Below are 16,110 nucleotides of genomic sequence, written 5' to 3' on the forward strand. Positions count from 1 at the left end.
CCGGCGGCGTGGCGGCACCGCAGGGACGCTCGGACCTGGCGGCCGACGTCCGGGCGGACGTCAACCTCATCTTCGTGGTGATCTCCGTGATCGTGCTCCTCGCCGGCGGGGTGGGTATCGCGAACGTGACCATGCTCTCGGTGCTCGAGCGCCCCGGTGAGATCGGGCTCCGCCGCGCCATCGGGGCCACCCGCCGGCAGATCGCGCTGCAGTTCATCACCGAGTCGGTGGTGGTGGGACTCCTCGGCGGCCTCCTCGGAGCAGCCACCGGTGTGTTCGCCGTGCTGGCCATCGCGCTCTCCCAGCAGTGGACCCCGGTGGTCGATCCGTACGTGGCCGTCGGCGGGGCGCTGCTCGGGGCGGTGGTGGGGCTCGTGGCCGGGGGCTTCCCCGCCCGGAAGGCCACCCGGGTGGAACCGGTCACGGCCCTCCGGGGCAGCTGAGCCGGCCCACCTGCGAACGCTGGGCTTGCAGGTGCTCCGGCTCCTGCGGACATCGCTCCGAGCGCTGGGCGTGCACCCGTCCGTGAACCGCGGACCCCGTCACGCCCCGGAGCCGGTTCCGCCCTCCAGGTAGGTGGCGAGGTAGGGCGCCGTGATGCTCTCCCCCGCGCCGAGGGCGGCGACCTGCCGCGGCGTCCCCGTGGCCACGATGGTCCCGCCCGCGGATCCGCCGCCCGGACCGAGATCGATCACCCAGTCGGCCGCAGCCACCACGGCCATGGTGTGCTCCACCACCACCACGGTGTTCCCCGCGGCCACCAGCTTGCGCAGCTGGGCGAGGAGGAGCACCACGTCCGCCGGGTGCAGCCCGGTGGTCGGTTCGTCCAGCAGGTAGAGGGTGTGGCCGCGCCGGGCACGCTGCAGCTCGGTGGCGAGCTTGATGCGCTGCGCCTCCCCGCCGGAGAGTTCGGTAGCGGGCTGGCCGAGCCGGAGGTACCCGAGGCCCACCTCGCGGAGCGTCTCGAGCGAACGCGCGGCCGCGGGGATGTCGGCGAGGAACGCGGCGGCGTCGTCGACCGTCAGGGACAGGACGTCGGCGATGCTCTTCCCGCGCACGGTGACGGCCAGGGTCTCCTCGTTGTACCGGGCTCCGTGGCACGTGGGGCACGGCCCGTAGCTGCCGGGGAGGAAGAGGAGCTCCACGGAGACGAATCCCTCACCCTGGCAGGTCTCGCACCGCCCGCCCTGCACGTTGAAGGAGAACCGGCCCGCGCCGAAGCCGAGCTCCTTCGCGGCAGGCGTCGCGGCGAAGGCCTTGCGCACGGCGTCGAAGAGCCCGGTGTAGGTGGCGAGGTTGGAGCGCGGCGTCCGGCCGATCGGCTTCTGGTTCACGCTGACCAGCCGGTCGATCACCTCCAGCCCGCGGATCCCCGCGACGGTGCCCGGGGCGGCGGCGTCGTCGTCCTGCTCCGCCTCCGGCCCGCCGTCCTCGGGGGTGTCGTTGCGGACATGCGCCCCGACGGCGTCGGCGAGCACCGTACTCACCAGGGTGGACTTCCCCGATCCGGAGACACCGGTCACCGCGGTCAGCACTCCCACGGGGATCTCGGCGTCGAGGCCCCGCAGGTTGTGGCGGTGGATGCCGTCCAGCCGGAGCCAGGAGACCGGTTCCCGCGGCTCGTACGCCGCCGTGCCGGTGGTGCCGTCCGGGGACAGGAAGGGCGCGGTCAGGGAGGCGGGAACATCCGCCAGGCCGTCCACGGGCCCGCTGTAGAGCACGGTCCCGCCGCCCTCCCCGGCACCGGGTCCCACGTCCACGATCCAGTCCGAGCGGCGCACCACGTCCATGTTGTGCTCCACCACGAACACGGTGTTCCCGGCGTCCTTCAGGGCCTCGAGCACGGTGAGGAGCGGTTCGACGTCGGCCGGGTGGAGCCCGGCGGAGGGCTCGTCCAGCACGTACACGACGCCGAACAGGCCGGAGCGCAGCTGCGTGGTGATCCGCAGGCGCTGCATCTCCCCGGGCGAGAGCGTGGGGGTGGCGCGGTCCAGGCTCAGGTACCCGAGCCCGAGGTCCACCAGGACCGTGAGGCGCTGCACGAGGTCGCGGCTGATGGTCACCGACACCTCCGTACCCTCCCCCGACGTCGCGGAGCGGTGGGCCGAGACGGGGTGCGCGACGTCGGCGGCGGGCCTCAGGTGATCGGCCAGCTCGGCGAGCGGCAGTGCGTTCAGCTCGGCGATGGAGCGTCCGCCGAACGTCACCGCGAGCGCCTCCGGGCGCAGACCACTGCCGCTGCAGAGCCCGCACGGTCCGGATTCCATGAACGGCAGCACGCGCTCGCGCATCTGCTGGCTCTTGGAGTCGTGCAGGGTGTGCATCACGTAGCTCTTCGCGCTCCAGAAGCGCCCCTTGTAGGGTTTGGCCACGCGGTCGCGCTGCGGGGTCACCTCCACCACGGGTTGCTCCTCGGTGAACAGGAGCCAGTCGCGGGAGGCCTGCGGCAGCTCGCGCCAGGGGGTGTCGAGGTCGTGGCCGAGTTCGCTGACCACGTCGCGGAGGTTCTTGCCCTGCCAGGCGCCCGGCCAGGCGGCGATCGCCCCCTCGCGGATGGTCAGCGACGCATCGGGTACCAGGGTGGCCTCCGTGACGTCCCGGGCGATGCCGAGACCGTGGCAGCGCGGGCAGGCGCCGGCCGCCGTGTTGGGCGAGAAGGCGTCCGACTCCAGGCGGTCCGGTGCGTCCGCCGGATACGTGCCGGCACGCGAGTAGAGCATCCGGAGGGAGTTGGAGAGGGTGGTGAGGGTGCCCACCGTGGAGCGGACGCTCGGGGTGCCGCGGCGCTGCTGGAGGGCGACGGCGGGTGGCAGACCGGTGATGGACTCCACGTGCGGGGTGGATCCCTGCTGGATGAGCCGGCGCGCGTAGGGGGCCACCGATTCGAGGTACCGGCGCTGCGCCTCCGCGTAGATGGTCCCGAAGGCGAGCGAGGACTTTCCGGAGCCGGAGACCCCGGTGAAGGCGACGACGGCGTCGCGCGGGCAGTCGACGTCCACGCCGCGCAGGTTGTTCTCGGTGGCACCGCGGACGCGGACGTATCCTTCGCGGGTGCTGGCGGCATCGGGGAGCGGGCTGTTCGTCGGAGCGGTCACCAGCTCAACCCTACGGTTGTTCCGGCGCCTTCCCGTCCGGGGCCGCTGTGATCCTCGTCAGGTCCGTGCGTGCACCTGTGGTCAGGGCAGTGCCGGAAGGGCCGCCCGGAGTTCGCGGGCGGCGGACGCCGGGTCCCCGGCCTCCGTGATGGCGCGGACCACCACCACCCTGCGCGCTCCCGCCGCCACGACGTCCCCGATGGTGCCGGAGTCGATCCCGCCGATGGCGAACCACGGTCGGAGGGACGGCGTCGTCGTCCCCAGCTCCGCGGCGAAACGGACCAGTTCGAGGCCGACGGCGGCGCGACCGGGTTTGGTGGGGGTGGCCCACACCGGCCCCGTGCAGAAGTAGTCCAGCCCGTCCGCGGCTGCGGCCGCGAGGACCTGCTCCGGCGAGTGGGTGGACAGGCCGAGCAGCGGGTCGGGGCCCAGCAGGTGCCGTGCCGCCGGTACCGGGAGGTCCTGCTGGCCCACGTGCAGCACCGGTGCGCCGCTCAGCCGGGCGATGTCCGCCCGGTCGTTGGCGCAGTACAGCTTCCCGTGCCGCTCCGCCACCGCGCGGAGCACCTCGAAGCAGGCGAGCTCCTCGGCGGCCTCCACGGTCTTGTCGCGGATCTGGATGATGTCCACGCCACCGGCGTAGGCGGCGTCCACGAAGTCGGCGAAATCGCCCTTGCCCTTCCGGGCGTCGGTGCAGAGGTACAGCTGCGCGGCGTCGAGCCGTCGCCGGTTCCGTGCGTGCACCTCCGTGGCGGGAGCGCCGTCCTCGCCGGGGGGATCGTGCGGGACGTGCGGAGCACCCGGGCCGGAAATCATGCCCCTAGACTAGTGGTTCCACGGGAGCCCGGGAGCGTCGGCAGCACATCGGCGGCGCGAGGGGCTGAGAGGGCGTTCGGCGCCGACCGTATGAACCTGAACCGGTTGATCCCGGCGTAGGAAGGACACGCATGAGCTCGGATGCACCGGCTGACCTCCGGCACGTCGCCGTCGTCGGCGGAGGGATCATCGGGCTGGCGATCGCCTGGGAGGCGGGCCGCCGCGGGCACCGGGTCACCGTCGTCGACCCTGCTCCTGCCGGTGGTGCCACCCACGCCGCGGCCGGGATGCTCGCGCCCGCCAGCGAACTCCACTACCAGGAGGAGGCCCTGCTGGCGCTCACGCTGCCCTCCAGCGAGATCTACGGATCGTTTACCACGGATCTGGAGGCCGCTTCGGGCATGCGCACCGGGTACTGCCCCACCCCCACGCTGGTCGCGGCGATCGACGCCGCGGACCGCGGGACGCTGGCCGACCTGCGCGCCGTCCAGTCGGGGCTGGGGCTCGGGGTCGAGGAGCTGACCACCCGGCAGGCGCGGAAGCTGGAACCGCTGCTCGGCCCGCAGCTGACCGGGGCCTTCCTCGCCCCGGACGATCACCAGGTGGATCCCCGGGCCATGACCGCCGCTCTCCGGGCGGCACTGGCACAGCAGCCGGGTACGCGGATGGTGGAGCTGAGCGCGTCCGCGCTCCTCCACGGGGACGCGGAGGATCCCTCGGCGGTCACCGGGGTGCGGCTCGGGACCGGGGAGGAGGTCCTCGCCGACGAGGTGATCCTGGCCAACGGACTCGGCGCGGCGGAGGTCTCCGGGCTGCCGGAGCGGGTGGACCTGCCCCTGCGCCCGGTCCACGGCGACATCCTGCGCCTCCGAGTGCCCGAGCAGCTGCGGCCGCTCGTCACCTGCACGGTCCGCGGGCTGGTCCACGGAACGCCCGTCTACGTGGTGCCCCGCGAGGACGGCACGGTGGTGATCGGGGCCACCCAGCGTGAGAACGGATCGGCGGCGCTCTCCGCCGGTGGTGTCTACGAGCTGCTCCGGGACGCCCAGACCCTGATCCCCGCCGTCGCCGAGCTGGAGCTCCTCGAGGCGATCTGCCGTACCCGCCCGGGGACGCCGGACAACGCTCCCCTGCTCGGCCGGTGCCGGCACCCCGACGGGTCGGAGGTCGGCGGGCTCGTCATGGCCACCGGGTTCTTCCGCCACGGAGTGCTGCTGGCCCCGATCGCGGCGATGATCTGCGCCGACCTCGTCGCGGGTGTGCCTCTGAGTGTCGAGCTGGCACCGTTCCGTCCGGATCGCTCCAGCTTCCACCCCGCACGGCAGTCCCTCGAGGAAAGGCAGATGCATGAGCTTCACGCTGAACGGTGAGACGAGACCCACCGGCACGGGGTGCTCCCTTAGGGAGGTGGTGGCCGAGCTGACGGGCCGGGACCTCACCGACGCCGGGCAGCCGGCGGACGGGCAACGGCTCGGGATCGCCGTCGCCGTCAACGCCGAGGTGGTGCCCCGCTCCCGGTGGGCCACGGTGCGGATCGACGACGGCGACGACGTCGAGGTCGTCAACGCGGTGCAGGGAGGATGACCATGACGCACGAGGACGATGCCCTGGTGATCGACGGCGTGGCGCTGGGCTCCCGACTGATCATGGGAACCGGCGGGGCTCCCAGCATGTCGGGACTCGGCGCGGCACTGACGGCGTCGGGCACCGAGCTCACCACCGTGGCGCTCCGGCGGTACACCCCCGAAGCGGGCAACTCCCTGTTCGAGCTGCTGCGGGGCCAGGGTATCCGGGTGCTCCCGAACACCGCCGGGTGCTTCACCGCGCGCGACGCCGTCCTGACGGCCGAGCTGGCGCGCGAGGCGCTGGAGACGGACTGGATCAAGCTCGAGGTCATCGCGGACGAGCAGACACTGCTCCCCGACGCGCTCGAACTCGCCGACGCCACCGAGACGCTCGTGGGCAAGGGTTTCACGGTCTTCGCCTACACGAACGACGATCCCGTGCTGGCCCTGCGGCTCGAACAGCTCGGGGCGGCAGCGGTGATGCCGCTCGGAGCGCCGATCGGCACCGGGCTGGGCATCTTGAACCCGCACAACATCGAGCTCATCGTGTCCAGGGCGGGCGTCCCGGTGGTGCTCGACGCCGGCATCGGCACGGCGTCCGACGCCGCCCTGGCTATGGAGCTGGGCTGCGACGCCGTGCTGCTCGCCACCGCCGTGACGAGGGCGCAGGATCCGGTGCGGATGGCGACGGCGTTCCGGCACGCCGTCGTCGCCGGGCGACTCGCGGCGCGGGCCGGCCGGATCCCCAAGCGCACCCACGCCCGGGCCTCCTCCCCCCTGGAGGGGCGGCCCGACTTCTGAGGGATCGATCCGCCGGCCGAAGGACCGAGTGCGCCCGCTATACCGATCATGAAGAGCGTCGGAGGCTCGCTACAGGTATCCGGTCAGCCCTCCGACCGGTCCGGGAACCCCCGGGGTTCTCCCAGCATCCTCCGAGGATCCCGGTGGAGAGTTGCCCCGGGCACCCGGGGTCGGTGCCCGTATCGCATCCACCGTGTGCTCCGCCGACGGACCGTCCACGGTCGGACCCGGGCACGTCGGATCCACCGCGGATGCACGAACCAGTACACACGCTGTTCCGGTCCTCCGGCCGGGACGTGGAGAGGCAGACACCAGTGACGAGCATCATCAGTTCGATCGGCGGCGGGATCCCCGCCGGGATCAGCGTGACCGATCTGGCCGATCCCACGGCTCTCCTGCAGGGCGCCGGCGGATGGGTCCTGGCGGTGGTCGCGGGCATCGTCTTCATCGAGTCCGGGCTACTCTTCCCGTTCCTGCCGGGCGACTCCCTCATCTTCACCGCCGGGCTCCTGCACGCTCGGCTCGGGTTGCCACTGATCCTGCTGATCGCCGTCGTCGTGGGAGCCGCGATCCTGGGCGATCAGGTCGGGTACTGGCTGGGGCGGCGTTTCGGGCGGAAGCTCTTCAAGCCCGACGCGCGGATCCTGAACACGCGCTACCTCACCGGCGCCGAGGAGTTCTTCACCCGGTACGGTGGCCGCTCCCTCGTCCTGGCCCGGTTCGTGCCCTTCGCCCGGACCTTCGTGCCGCTGGCCGCCGGCGCGGCCCACTACCGCTACCGCGCGTTCCTGATGTGGAACGTCCTCGGCGGCGTCCTCTGGGGAGCCGGGTTCACCATCGCGGGTTCCCTGCTCGGCGGCGTCCCCTTCCTCGCCGACCACATCGATCTCATCGCCCTGGCGATCGTGGTCGTGTCGGTGGTCCCCACCGCCATCGAGATCACCCGCCACATCCGGAAGAACCGGGCCGGAGCGGCAGCGGACCCCGCAGCGGATGATACGGAGATCCCGACCTCGGCCGTCCTTCCCTCCGGCACAGGTGGTACCGATGAGTCGATGTCTGCGGAAGGCACCGACACGGTGGGTCGGCAGTCCGGTCGACCTCACTGACCGAGGACGGTGATCGGCTTCCGCTGGTGCAGCGGAGGCATCGACCGCCTCGGCGGTCTTGACGGTCGGAGGCAGATGAGCATCGGCCTGTGGAACGAAGAAAGGGAAGGCGACGCCCGATCGGGCGTCGCCTTCCCTTTCCCACCGTGTGGCTGCGTGCTGTGAGACCCGGCGATACTTGGCGAAAAGCGCCAGACGGGGATCAGTGTGATTTCGCGGTTCTGTTTACCTACTTAGCCATGTCGGCTGACTGACCTAGTTGGCGGATTCTCAAGGAACGGTTACACCTACTGCGTCCCGTGCTGCCATCGGAGTCGCTCGACGTACTGCATGGCGACGGCCGAGCCTTCCTGGTCACCCCTGCTTGAGGAAGTTCTGATCTTACGCGGGCCTATTTAGCCATCCGGCGAGAACGTCCAAGGCACGCTGCTCGAATGGCGACACGTCGAACCGGGAGGGCGGGCGGAGGCCAAGCATCTGCACGAGGAATGCCACGGATTCTCCAACGTCAGCGCGCATGGCCGAAAGAATACCGGCAAGCACTCGAGGGTCGTCGCCCTCCTTGTATTCGCGCATGAAGGTCCGACACGCTGTCGCGATGTTCCTCGCCTCTTCCATGGCTTCGACGCTTTCCACGAGGGACTGCGTGCTGACCGCGAGTTTTCTAACTTCCTCGATTGAGACGAAGACCCTTGCACCGACCTCACGGTCGGGATGCATCACGAACGCATCCTTATCGTCGATGACGTCAACAAGAACCTGGCAATGCTTCGCGTCGGTAGGAACGAGTGCGGTCGAAATGGACGCACTGAACCCCGGCACGCCTAGCCCCCCGCCCGTGATGACTCTCTTGTAGTGGTCCGGCCGTGCCACCATACGCTCTCTCTGCTTGCACTTACACAATGTTCTAGGATGCTACGCGCTTCAATGCAGATGTTCTATAACGTGCGACAGGTCCTCCGCATGTAGTTGAACGTCCTGACGACTCCCACAGCGATGTTGTCCTCCCCAAGCAGCACCGAACCAAGAAGCCACGCGTTTCTCGCGCCGCCGGAATTTTGAGTCAAGGAACGCATGTAGACGTCGCTTAGACGGGGCGCAATTCAGTACCCTCCGTAGTTGCCGCTGGTATGGCTACCCTTGCGCTCGTTCACCCGACTTCAGGCGATCGCCCTGAATTCCAACGCCTCCGCAATCAAGTGCCTACCACAGAGGGGCCAACCCGCCGTTACTGGTCGGGACTACCTCGACCTAGGTCAGCAATTTGAGGTACAACCGAGGTGTCTCGAAACCAACCAAGGTGCGACGAGAGAAACTACCTCCGCCCTACTAGTACCCGGGCAGATAACCGACTGCTTCCAGTCCCCTGATCACGTGAGGGCCGGCGCTGATGACATGACCGTGTTCTAGGCTCTTCAGCATGGTTTCGGCACCGATACGCCGGTCCAAGTAGAAGGTTGACCAAGTCTTGCATTCGGGACACCGCTCTCGGATTAGGAAGGGACGGATCCGATGCCATCTGTCCAGTGGATCGACGATGTAGAGACTGCCCTTCTCGAGAATTGTGTTTACGGTCCCGACGACGGCAGGCACGACTGGATGGTCGCCGACCAGTTCCTCGTACGACGCACGTCCACTTTTCGCGAGGTCGTCCCACTGGAAGTCACTGACAAAGCGCAAGGAAAGATCGGGGAGGAACGACAGGTCCTCCATTATCTGGTCGAGATGTCTTTTGGCTGTGAGGATGGCGGCGGGTAGCTGCACGTCATCTACGGGCCTTTCGTGCGCTTTGTCGTTTCGCGCGGCTTTCAACCACGCCCGTGCCTCCGCAACTCTCGGCCCGAAGGCGTTGCGGATCTCCCCTATGGCGGCGTCGTCATCGAGAGCCCTGAACTTTTTACCCTTTGTAGATTCGAGGATGGCCAGCCAGTCCCCCATAGTGGTTCCGCCACGCCCAGCACTGACCTTGCTGGCAATGTCGTCAATCTCCTGGAGCTGGATACCGGCGTGAGCGGCCATTGCCGCGGCTAATTGAGCCAAGTAGGCGGCAAGGACCTCGAAGAACCCGAGGATCGCCTCGTAGCCTGCCCGCGACGGACCGCCGGATAGCTCGGCCTCCATTGCCCGCCACCTGTACGCCACTGGCAGAGGGAAGCGCTTTCGGATGCGCCCGCTCAGTGAAGTTAGCGAATCGGCCTCTTCTGCTCGTTGACGTAGAGTTCGTCCTTGTTCGATTATCCGCGTCCGAGCTGCTTTTGCTGATCGCTCGTCAAAGACAGAGTTTAGAAGTCCGCTTGCTTCATTCTGCCAACCCTGCATTTTGTTCTTTACTTGTTGAAGATGTGCCAGGGCCGTAATCATCTCACTGTCCGGATGTGGCACAAGCATGTTCGACAAGGACGAGACCGTGAGCCGGATAGCGCCGTGCAGTTGATCGACGAGACTCAGCTCCACGCACCTGGGCGACCTTAGGTAGGACAACACGAAGTCGTGCACGGGACCCGGGTGCTGCGCCTTGCGCCGCAGTACCAGAACGCTTGATCCCGCAACGGCAGGCAGGTCTTCGCTCGTGACTTCAGCGATGATCAGACCGTCTCCTGGCCGATTGCTCGTGATCGCCCTGACTACAAAATCGCCGGCACGTAACCGGCGATCGAGCGGGACGTCTGCGAGCTGCGCATCGTCATCGTCCTCAGTGTCGACCACCGTTCCATTCCGCAAGATGTCTCGCCCGCGGAGCACCCGCACGCCCCTCGCCGCCTGACTCCTGTGGTCAATATCGGACCCGCTCCGGGAGGAGAAACGATGACCGGGGGGCAGCACGTCGTACAACTCACCGAGCGTTCCCGTGGACCCAAAGTCCGCGAGTTCGAGTCTCAATGTTCGCAAGGCGGGGTGGTAGGCCCCGAAGTTGATGGGACCACCGTCAAAAGACTCACCCCGGACCACGAAGCCGTACTTCGTGCGGCCTCCTTCCATTTTCATCAAGCGCTTGAAGTCCTCAGCTAGATCGTCGCTCTCGACTGTAGATTGCGGTGGAAACTGGAAGAACTTCGTGTATTGGACTGGAGCCGCGCTGACGGGCTTCAGTAGGATGAGCGCGAACGCGACACCAATGGGGAAAGCAGCGCTGATCCTAGAGCTCGGGATCTCGCAAAGCACTTGAGGCTGCCAGATAGAAAATATCCGTTGTCGAAAGTTGACCCACGATCGCTGCGTCAACGCGCTTAGCGGGAGCATGACGACCATAGAGCCGCTCATGTGGCTGTTATGGGACGGCAACATGTCGGAGAGTGCTTCGATTTGCTGGGCCCGAGGTCCAACTAACGGTGGCAGCCATACAAGCGTGGACTCGGCCTTAAGAAATGCCTCGATGCTGGGCCCGGCTTGAACCGAGGGTTGAACTATACGCTCCCATTCCGGAGGGAGAGCACAATCTATCCAGCGACTAAGTTCGTCCCCGTAAAGTCGCAACACTCGAGAATTCTTCTCATGCAGCCCCCATGCCCTGAACACCTCAGTCAGAGGTTGTTCCGCACCGTAATCGTCGGTTCCCATCGTGTTGCTCACTCCTGAAATCTCCCCTGTCCAAAGTCAGTGTCCATTACATGCTCCTTACTTCTGGAGAACTCCGGAAAATACCAGACCCTCTGCCTCGATTGCCCGCCGTGCCTGTATGCCAGCTGACATTGGCAAGGGATGCGGAGAGTGAAGACAAGTGCTGATTTCAACACTGGACTGCCCTGGAATTCTCTAGCTACACGCAGCTTTATCAATGCTGTTCCTACCGTTTTCTAGGGTTCCGGCGATTCCTAGCCCAGGGCTTGAGACACTCGTGCAAGCAGCATGCGTTCCCCGTTTCCGCAGCTACTGCTCACAGTTCGCACAAATACCCGCCGGAGTAAGAACCAGAAAACACTTGGGGCAGACACCGGAAGGAACCTCAGATTTGGCAGGAATCTGGAGACCGAGACACTCCGCTAACTGCTTCGCTCCGGGAATCGCTCTGTTGAATGGACCGTGGTCGACTCTGAACCGTCCGCCTTCGGAATCCCGTATCGCTGCGAGAATCACGTTTAGCCCCTGCTTGGATTGGTGGTGAATCCACCGCTCCGGGTCAGCGAGTTCGATGGTGTAGAGGTCGGGATCGGACCACATTGCGATAGCCGATTTTCCTGAAGTTGTAGACATCGCCGTCACTCCTATTTGGCCTTGCGCAACTGTCAGTACTCTCAGTGCTGCCTGGACGGGTTCCCTAGCTCTGACCGCGATCTGCAAGGTATTTGGTCCGAGCACTTCGGCTTCGTATCCGTGCCCTTCTGCGGCCATGACAACTGCGTCTAACTGCGGGTGCTCCAAGAAGCGTTCAAGCTCATCTATGACGTCAACGGTTTCCAGGGGTCGGCCACCGACCGCAGACAGGCATCGAGTGTATTCGGTCACGAGGGGCAGTGGGACAGCTTCGAGAGCGAGTTGCCCACACCTGTCTTGCAATCTCCTTGCTTCGAGCGTTGCGCCTGATGTCGTTGTGTTGTCGGTTCTGTGGCGTATACATGTCAACGCGACCGCGGCAAGTGCGTGTGCCTCATCGCTCAGACTGGAGCTATCTGCTTGGTTTAGGGCCTGGGAGAGAAAGTGGGTGATGAGGCCGATTGGTTCGGGGTCGTGCTCTTCCCAGTTCCCGGCGCAATAGAAACAAAGAGTCAACCGCGCGAGGCCAAGGTAAGAGGTAGTGCTTAGGCGTGCAGTCATCGAGGCGAATGACCGGACACGGTCCCGTCGGGCTTTCTTGATCTTTTCCGGGTCGTTGAAGTGAGCCAGGGGTTCAGCGGGCTCATCATCGTTGGCGGGCGGAGCGCCAACCGGTTCATCGACATATAGGCTGGCGTCGGCGTCGAGTTCTCCAGTTTCATCCGAGTCGAAGTTTTCCCACCCTGCGGACGGAAGAGGTTCAGGTAGTCCGAGGGCAAAGCCCGAGAAGGCGGGGCCGTGCAACTGTTGGGCGTTCTGCTCTGTTTCCCATAGCCACGCTGCTGGCGCCTCTCCGAACGCAGCTCCCCTGTCGCCGGCTGAGGTGGTGGGTGTGACGCTGCGCGGTCCGGACGCGCTTCTTAGTGCGGTTACGTCTTCGTGGATCTGCGCGAGCTGGCTGGAGAATGCGTCCAGGTAGCGCAGGTCTAGCCCGAGAAGGTCGTCACGCGACTTTATCCGCAGTCCAGTTGATGCCCGGCAGCCTGAGGGACGCACTCTGAGTCGTTCCGGTATGGAGGCGGGCACAGCGGGGCCGCGTGCCAGGGTCGTTTGGTCAGTGCCCATCCAGTTGAGTCTGAGCAGTACGCTGTCGTTCATTTGGCCCGCGGGAAACGAAGCAGCGTCGAGCCCAGCGATGATCCGGCCGGCAGACTTCCACGCGTCCGTTATCGGGTTGTTGGTGTACTCGAGTTCTACGTCGTACGAGACTGGATGCGCCAATTCGATTGCTAGTTGAGAGCCCGACAGCATGGCGCTGAGCAGTTGAGGCGCCGCGATTTCGGCGATATTCGAGTGGAGCGAGCCGATGTGCACGGTGGGGATGTCCGTGATGTTAACCAACTCAGCGCAATGATCTGGGGAGAGACTGGGGTCAGGCCAGAGCGGTTCGTCAAGATGCGTAAGGATTCCGAGTTCTACGTTGCCGCGGGCATGTGCGGTGTTGAGCATAGCGGCGGCTGACAAGTTGGCGCTGCCGGTTAGCGCTTCACGGCTTGATCCTCGGCGCCATTCCACTAATTTGGCATGGCGGTATCGCGGCGAGGTGTCCGTGATTATGGTCAGGCCTGCCTGATTTCTCAAGACGCTGGCTAGGGCGTGAGGTTCAACTACGGTCCGTCCGGGCTGGATAACGAGTGTGAGTTTAGGGGTCGGAAAGTGTCGCACCAACGCGCGAACGGCGCTTGCGTGTTCGTCGATGAACGGCGCGTACAACGTCAACTCGTCGACCGGTCCGCCCGGCAGCTGGGACAGAATGGATTGGTCTAGGTTCGTGACAAGTCGGGGGCCATCGTGAATTAGGGTGAACTGCTCCAGCGCGGCATCGAGGCGCTCACCGATTCGGTTAAGCGCAGCAGAGTTGTCCGATCCTAGGCGCACGCTTCGAGAGAGTGACTTGAGCCATGCTGCGAGATCGACGAGGGCATGCGGCGCGTGCCCCTCTTCGGCGCGAAGCACGTTCCACAGTTCTGAGTTGTGTTGCCACCCTCCCATGGTCAAGTTGCCCGATCCGATGAGAGCCAACACCCGGTCGCTACCAATAAGGAGGGCGAGTTTAGGGTGGAAAGCACCACTATGCGAGGCGAGGCCGACGCGGTACTGGGTGCCTGCGCCTTTCATAGTTAGCGGGTCGGGTTGCCACATCCCGGCATCTGCGATGAGCGTGACCCGTGCGCCCATAGACTGGCAAAGCCCTAAAATTCCTCGTTCTAGGAACCCCACGTCGGCGTTGAATGTAAGGAAGAGCGCTTCTTCGACATCCCAGTCACCGCTCGCTTCCAGTTCATGAAGGAGTGCCGGCAGGTTTACTGGGACTGCCGCCGATCTCACTTTTGGCCGTTCCGTGTCAGGACCCAGCGGTCGGTTGAAGTCCCTGCGTCACCGGAAACACGGCGGACCATCCCCAAGCCACTCATTACTTGGGTAAGTTGGTCCCAACGCAAGGACACGGGGCCCCCTCCCTCATTGGACTCCCGGAAGGCATAGCCGTCTCGCAGGGTCAGCCGTGTGGGGACCCGCCATCGCCCGTTGACGAAGGAGGACTTGCTCATTGCGACGCGTTGCGACCGAGCGAGGAGTATGCCGGTCAGCTCGAATGCCACGTCCCGCACCAGATGATCGTTGCGTTGGTCCATGAAGTCCTTCAACCAAGAAGGCGTGAGCTCGTAGTTTCGGCGTTCGCGTTCCGGGCTTTCAAAGTACGGTGCTACGTGCTCGGAAAGCTGGCCCACGCGGCTGGCGCCAATCATGAGCCATGCGAGATTCCTTGGTCCCGGGTCCATGGCGCCGATTCTCATCTGATACTCGGCGTCAATGAGCCTGTTCCCATCGATGCCGGAGGGAAGGTCGTCGCGGAAGCTGGAAAACTTCTGGTCGGGTAGCTGCTCCGAGAGTGCACCTTGGAGCTGGACGAGGGGGACGGCTCCTGTCATTTGCTCGTTGACGAGCCAGCGCCAAAGATCGCGCCAGGCCCATGTGTACCAGCGTCTCAGGACAACACCCCGCCAAGCGGGGACAATTGCCATCTTCTCTAGCTGGTCATCGGTGTAGGTTCTTGGGTCCGCAATAATCTTCCGGCTCAGTTCTATGGACACGTTCTCCGGCTCGTACATCTCTATGAGTCGGTAGAGCATGAGGGCTGTCTCCGACCGACGGTTGATAGTCGCTGCGTCTCCCGGACGCTGGGCGGGGAACATGACCGTACGGAGCCAGGAGCGCTCAGATGCATACTGACCGCAGAGACAAAGATCCTGGCGTCCTTCGAGTAGGTCAAGGGGAACTGAGTCCATTTTGGCGAGTTTGAGGAGACCCTCGAAGGCGAGCTCCAGGGCCCGTTCGTCGACATGTTGGCCCGGGGCTACAAGCTCGCCGCCTGACGTAACCAGCCCGAGCAGCCGTTCGCTTGCCAGGTATGGCCCCAAGAATCCCCGGCTCGCCTGCGCATACGATCTGGGAGCGGCAAGGTCGGCAACGTTCAACTCGCCGTTCTGCATCGAAGCTGAAATAACGTCATGACCATGGGCTTGTGACATGCCGCGGTGCTGGTCTGGAAAGCGCCGCGCATGGAGGATCGAAATCGCTGCGAACACCACCTCACAGCGCCGTAAGGTGTCCACCTGGTCCAAATCCTCGTGCGCGTGCAAAGCCGTGGCCACATAGGCGTGCAACGAGTAATAACGAGCGTGAGGTGTCACGGTCGTGATTCCGGGCAGTAGCTCCTCCACTCGGCGCATCGGGTAACCTTCGACGGCGAGTGGGAATCTCCCGGTGTACAGGCCGTCATCTCGTCCCGACCACCGAGGAGCTTCGCCGCTCATCGCGTTCCCTTAAAGTGAAGTCGGTCTTGCCCCTGGTCTAAATTGAAAGCGCTCATGCTGACAGTTACCCCTAATATTGCCAACTCACTTTGCAAGCTGAGCAGCACACCATGTACACCATATCGAGCCACCCCCAAAGTGCTGTGTTGAGCCACCCTAGCGCGTGTACGACTTCCCGCCTGACTGGCACGCCGCCGAACCTACGCTGATCCGCAACAACTAAATCCGCTTAGATACCGTCGCCGATACCAGGCGCATCGCAGCACACGGTCGAGCACCGGCAAGAGCAGAGGATCGGAATTCATTACCGATAAATTCTCCGTTGCTGGGCGTGCCGCTAATCACTCTGGCAACCGGCGAAGAGATTTCTTCGCGCTAAATTTCCAAGTAAGCTTTCCGTCTTCTGCGCAACTTCCGCCTTCCATCTCGACGCGGAACAACGACTCACCGCTAGCTGTTCTGTGTCATGACGTTGGCGACGCTGTCGTGCAGGCGTGTGGCTGGGGGTTGGTTCCCGATCGCAGTATGTGTTCGATGGTAGTTGTAGTGGATGTTCCAGGTGGTAATCGCGTTGGTGCGCTGTGCTTCTGAGGTCCACTCGCGGGCGTAGAGGAGCTCTTCGGCGAGGGTGCGGTTGTAGCGTTCGACTTTCCCGTTG

At 65.1% G+C, this 16,110-nt stretch carries 12 protein-coding genes and 1 riboswitch; of the genes, 5 read left to right on the forward strand and 7 right to left on the reverse strand.

Features of this window, described 5'->3' with window-relative positions:
- A partial coding sequence (locus tag AC792_RS01095; RefSeq protein ID WP_152915956.1) for an ABC transporter permease occupies positions 1-443 on the forward strand: 443 nt, incomplete at its 5' end.
- Between the two features lie 99 nt (positions 444-542).
- Here the strand turns inward: AC792_RS01095 and AC792_RS01100 are convergent.
- The gene (locus AC792_RS01100) at positions 543-3,095 is read right to left on the reverse strand and encodes an excinuclease ABC subunit UvrA (protein WP_049828755.1); all 2,553 of its coding nucleotides are present in this window, start codon (positions 3,093-3,095) and stop codon (positions 543-545) included.
- An 81-nt stretch (positions 3,096-3,176) separates the two neighbouring features.
- Positions 3,177-3,911 carry a thiamine phosphate synthase gene (gene thiE / locus AC792_RS01105; RefSeq protein ID WP_082177233.1) on the reverse strand — a complete coding sequence of 245 codons (735 nt, stop codon included), beginning with the start codon at positions 3,909-3,911 and terminating at the stop codon, positions 3,177-3,179.
- A gap of 10 nt (positions 3,912-3,921) precedes the next feature.
- A riboswitch (TPP riboswitch) is annotated at positions 3,922-4,051 on the forward strand.
- On the opposite strand from thiE, the gene thiO reads away from it, so the two are divergent.
- The 4 genes from thiO (at position 4,043) to AC792_RS01125 (ending at position 7,386) form a co-directional block, all read left to right on the forward strand.
- Entirely contained in the window at positions 4,043-5,281 is a 1,239-nt protein-coding gene (gene thiO / locus AC792_RS01110; protein ID WP_049828756.1) for a glycine oxidase ThiO, read from the forward strand. Its footprint overlaps the riboswitch before it by 9 nt.
- A complete protein-coding gene (gene thiS, locus AC792_RS01115; RefSeq protein WP_049828757.1) occupies positions 5,259-5,495 on the forward strand; it encodes a sulfur carrier protein ThiS in 237 nt (78 codons plus the stop codon). Before thiO ends, thiS begins: the two co-directional genes overlap by 23 nt.
- Positions 5,496-5,497: 2 nt before the next feature.
- A complete protein-coding gene (locus AC792_RS01120) occupies positions 5,498-6,277 on the forward strand; it encodes a thiazole synthase (RefSeq protein WP_442853588.1) in 780 nt (259 codons plus the stop codon).
- 314 nt (positions 6,278-6,591) lie between these two features.
- Positions 6,592-7,386 (forward strand): VTT domain-containing protein, encoded by a 795-nt coding sequence (locus tag AC792_RS01125; RefSeq protein WP_235436293.1) that lies wholly within the window; start codon positions 6,592-6,594, stop codon positions 7,384-7,386.
- Positions 7,387-7,767: 381 nt separating this feature from the next.
- Here the strand turns inward: AC792_RS01125 and AC792_RS01130 are convergent, their stop codons facing one another.
- From AC792_RS01130 to AC792_RS15940, 5 genes are all read right to left on the reverse strand, one after another.
- On the reverse strand, positions 7,768-8,109 hold the full coding sequence (locus AC792_RS01130) for a hypothetical protein (RefSeq protein WP_152915957.1): 342 nt from the start codon (positions 8,107-8,109) through the stop codon (positions 7,768-7,770).
- Between the two features lie 606 nt (positions 8,110-8,715).
- Complete coding sequence (locus AC792_RS01135; RefSeq protein ID WP_152915958.1) at positions 8,716-10,374, reverse strand: hypothetical protein; 1,659 nt, start codon at positions 10,372-10,374, stop codon at positions 8,716-8,718.
- An 879-nt stretch (positions 10,375-11,253) separates the two neighbouring features.
- On the reverse strand, positions 11,254-13,965 hold the full coding sequence (locus AC792_RS16715) for a hypothetical protein (protein ID WP_152915959.1): 2,712 nt from the start codon (positions 13,963-13,965) through the stop codon (positions 11,254-11,256).
- Positions 13,962-15,251: a hypothetical protein gene (locus AC792_RS01140; RefSeq protein WP_152915960.1), complete on the reverse strand. Its 1,290-nt coding sequence runs from the start codon at positions 15,249-15,251 to the stop codon at positions 13,962-13,964. The genes AC792_RS16715 and AC792_RS01140 overlap by 4 nt, the downstream gene beginning before the upstream one ends.
- 651 nt (positions 15,252-15,902) lie before the next feature.
- Positions 15,903-16,110: integrase core domain-containing protein (locus tag AC792_RS15940; RefSeq protein ID WP_152915961.1), on the reverse strand; the 208-nt coding region annotated here is incomplete at its 5' end.

The organism is Arthrobacter sp. RIT-PI-e (assembly GCF_001187915.1).
Taxonomy (GTDB): domain Bacteria; phylum Actinomycetota; class Actinomycetes; order Actinomycetales; family Micrococcaceae; genus Arthrobacter_D.

Bases quoted from the DNA above. Each gene is read 5' to 3' on its own strand.
- thiE (WP_082177233.1), bottom strand. From the start codon at position 3,911: ATGATTTCCGGCCCGGGTGCTCCGCACGTCCCGCACGATCCCCCCGGC.
- thiO (WP_049828756.1), top strand. From the start codon at position 4,043: ATGAGCTCGGATGCACCGGCTGACCTCCGGCACGTCGCCGTCGTCGGC.
- thiS (WP_049828757.1), top strand. From the start codon at position 5,259: ATGAGCTTCACGCTGAACGGTGAGACGAGACCCACCGGCACGGGGTGC.
- AC792_RS01120 (WP_442853588.1), top strand. From the start codon at position 5,498: ATGACGCACGAGGACGATGCCCTGGTGATCGACGGCGTGGCGCTGGGC.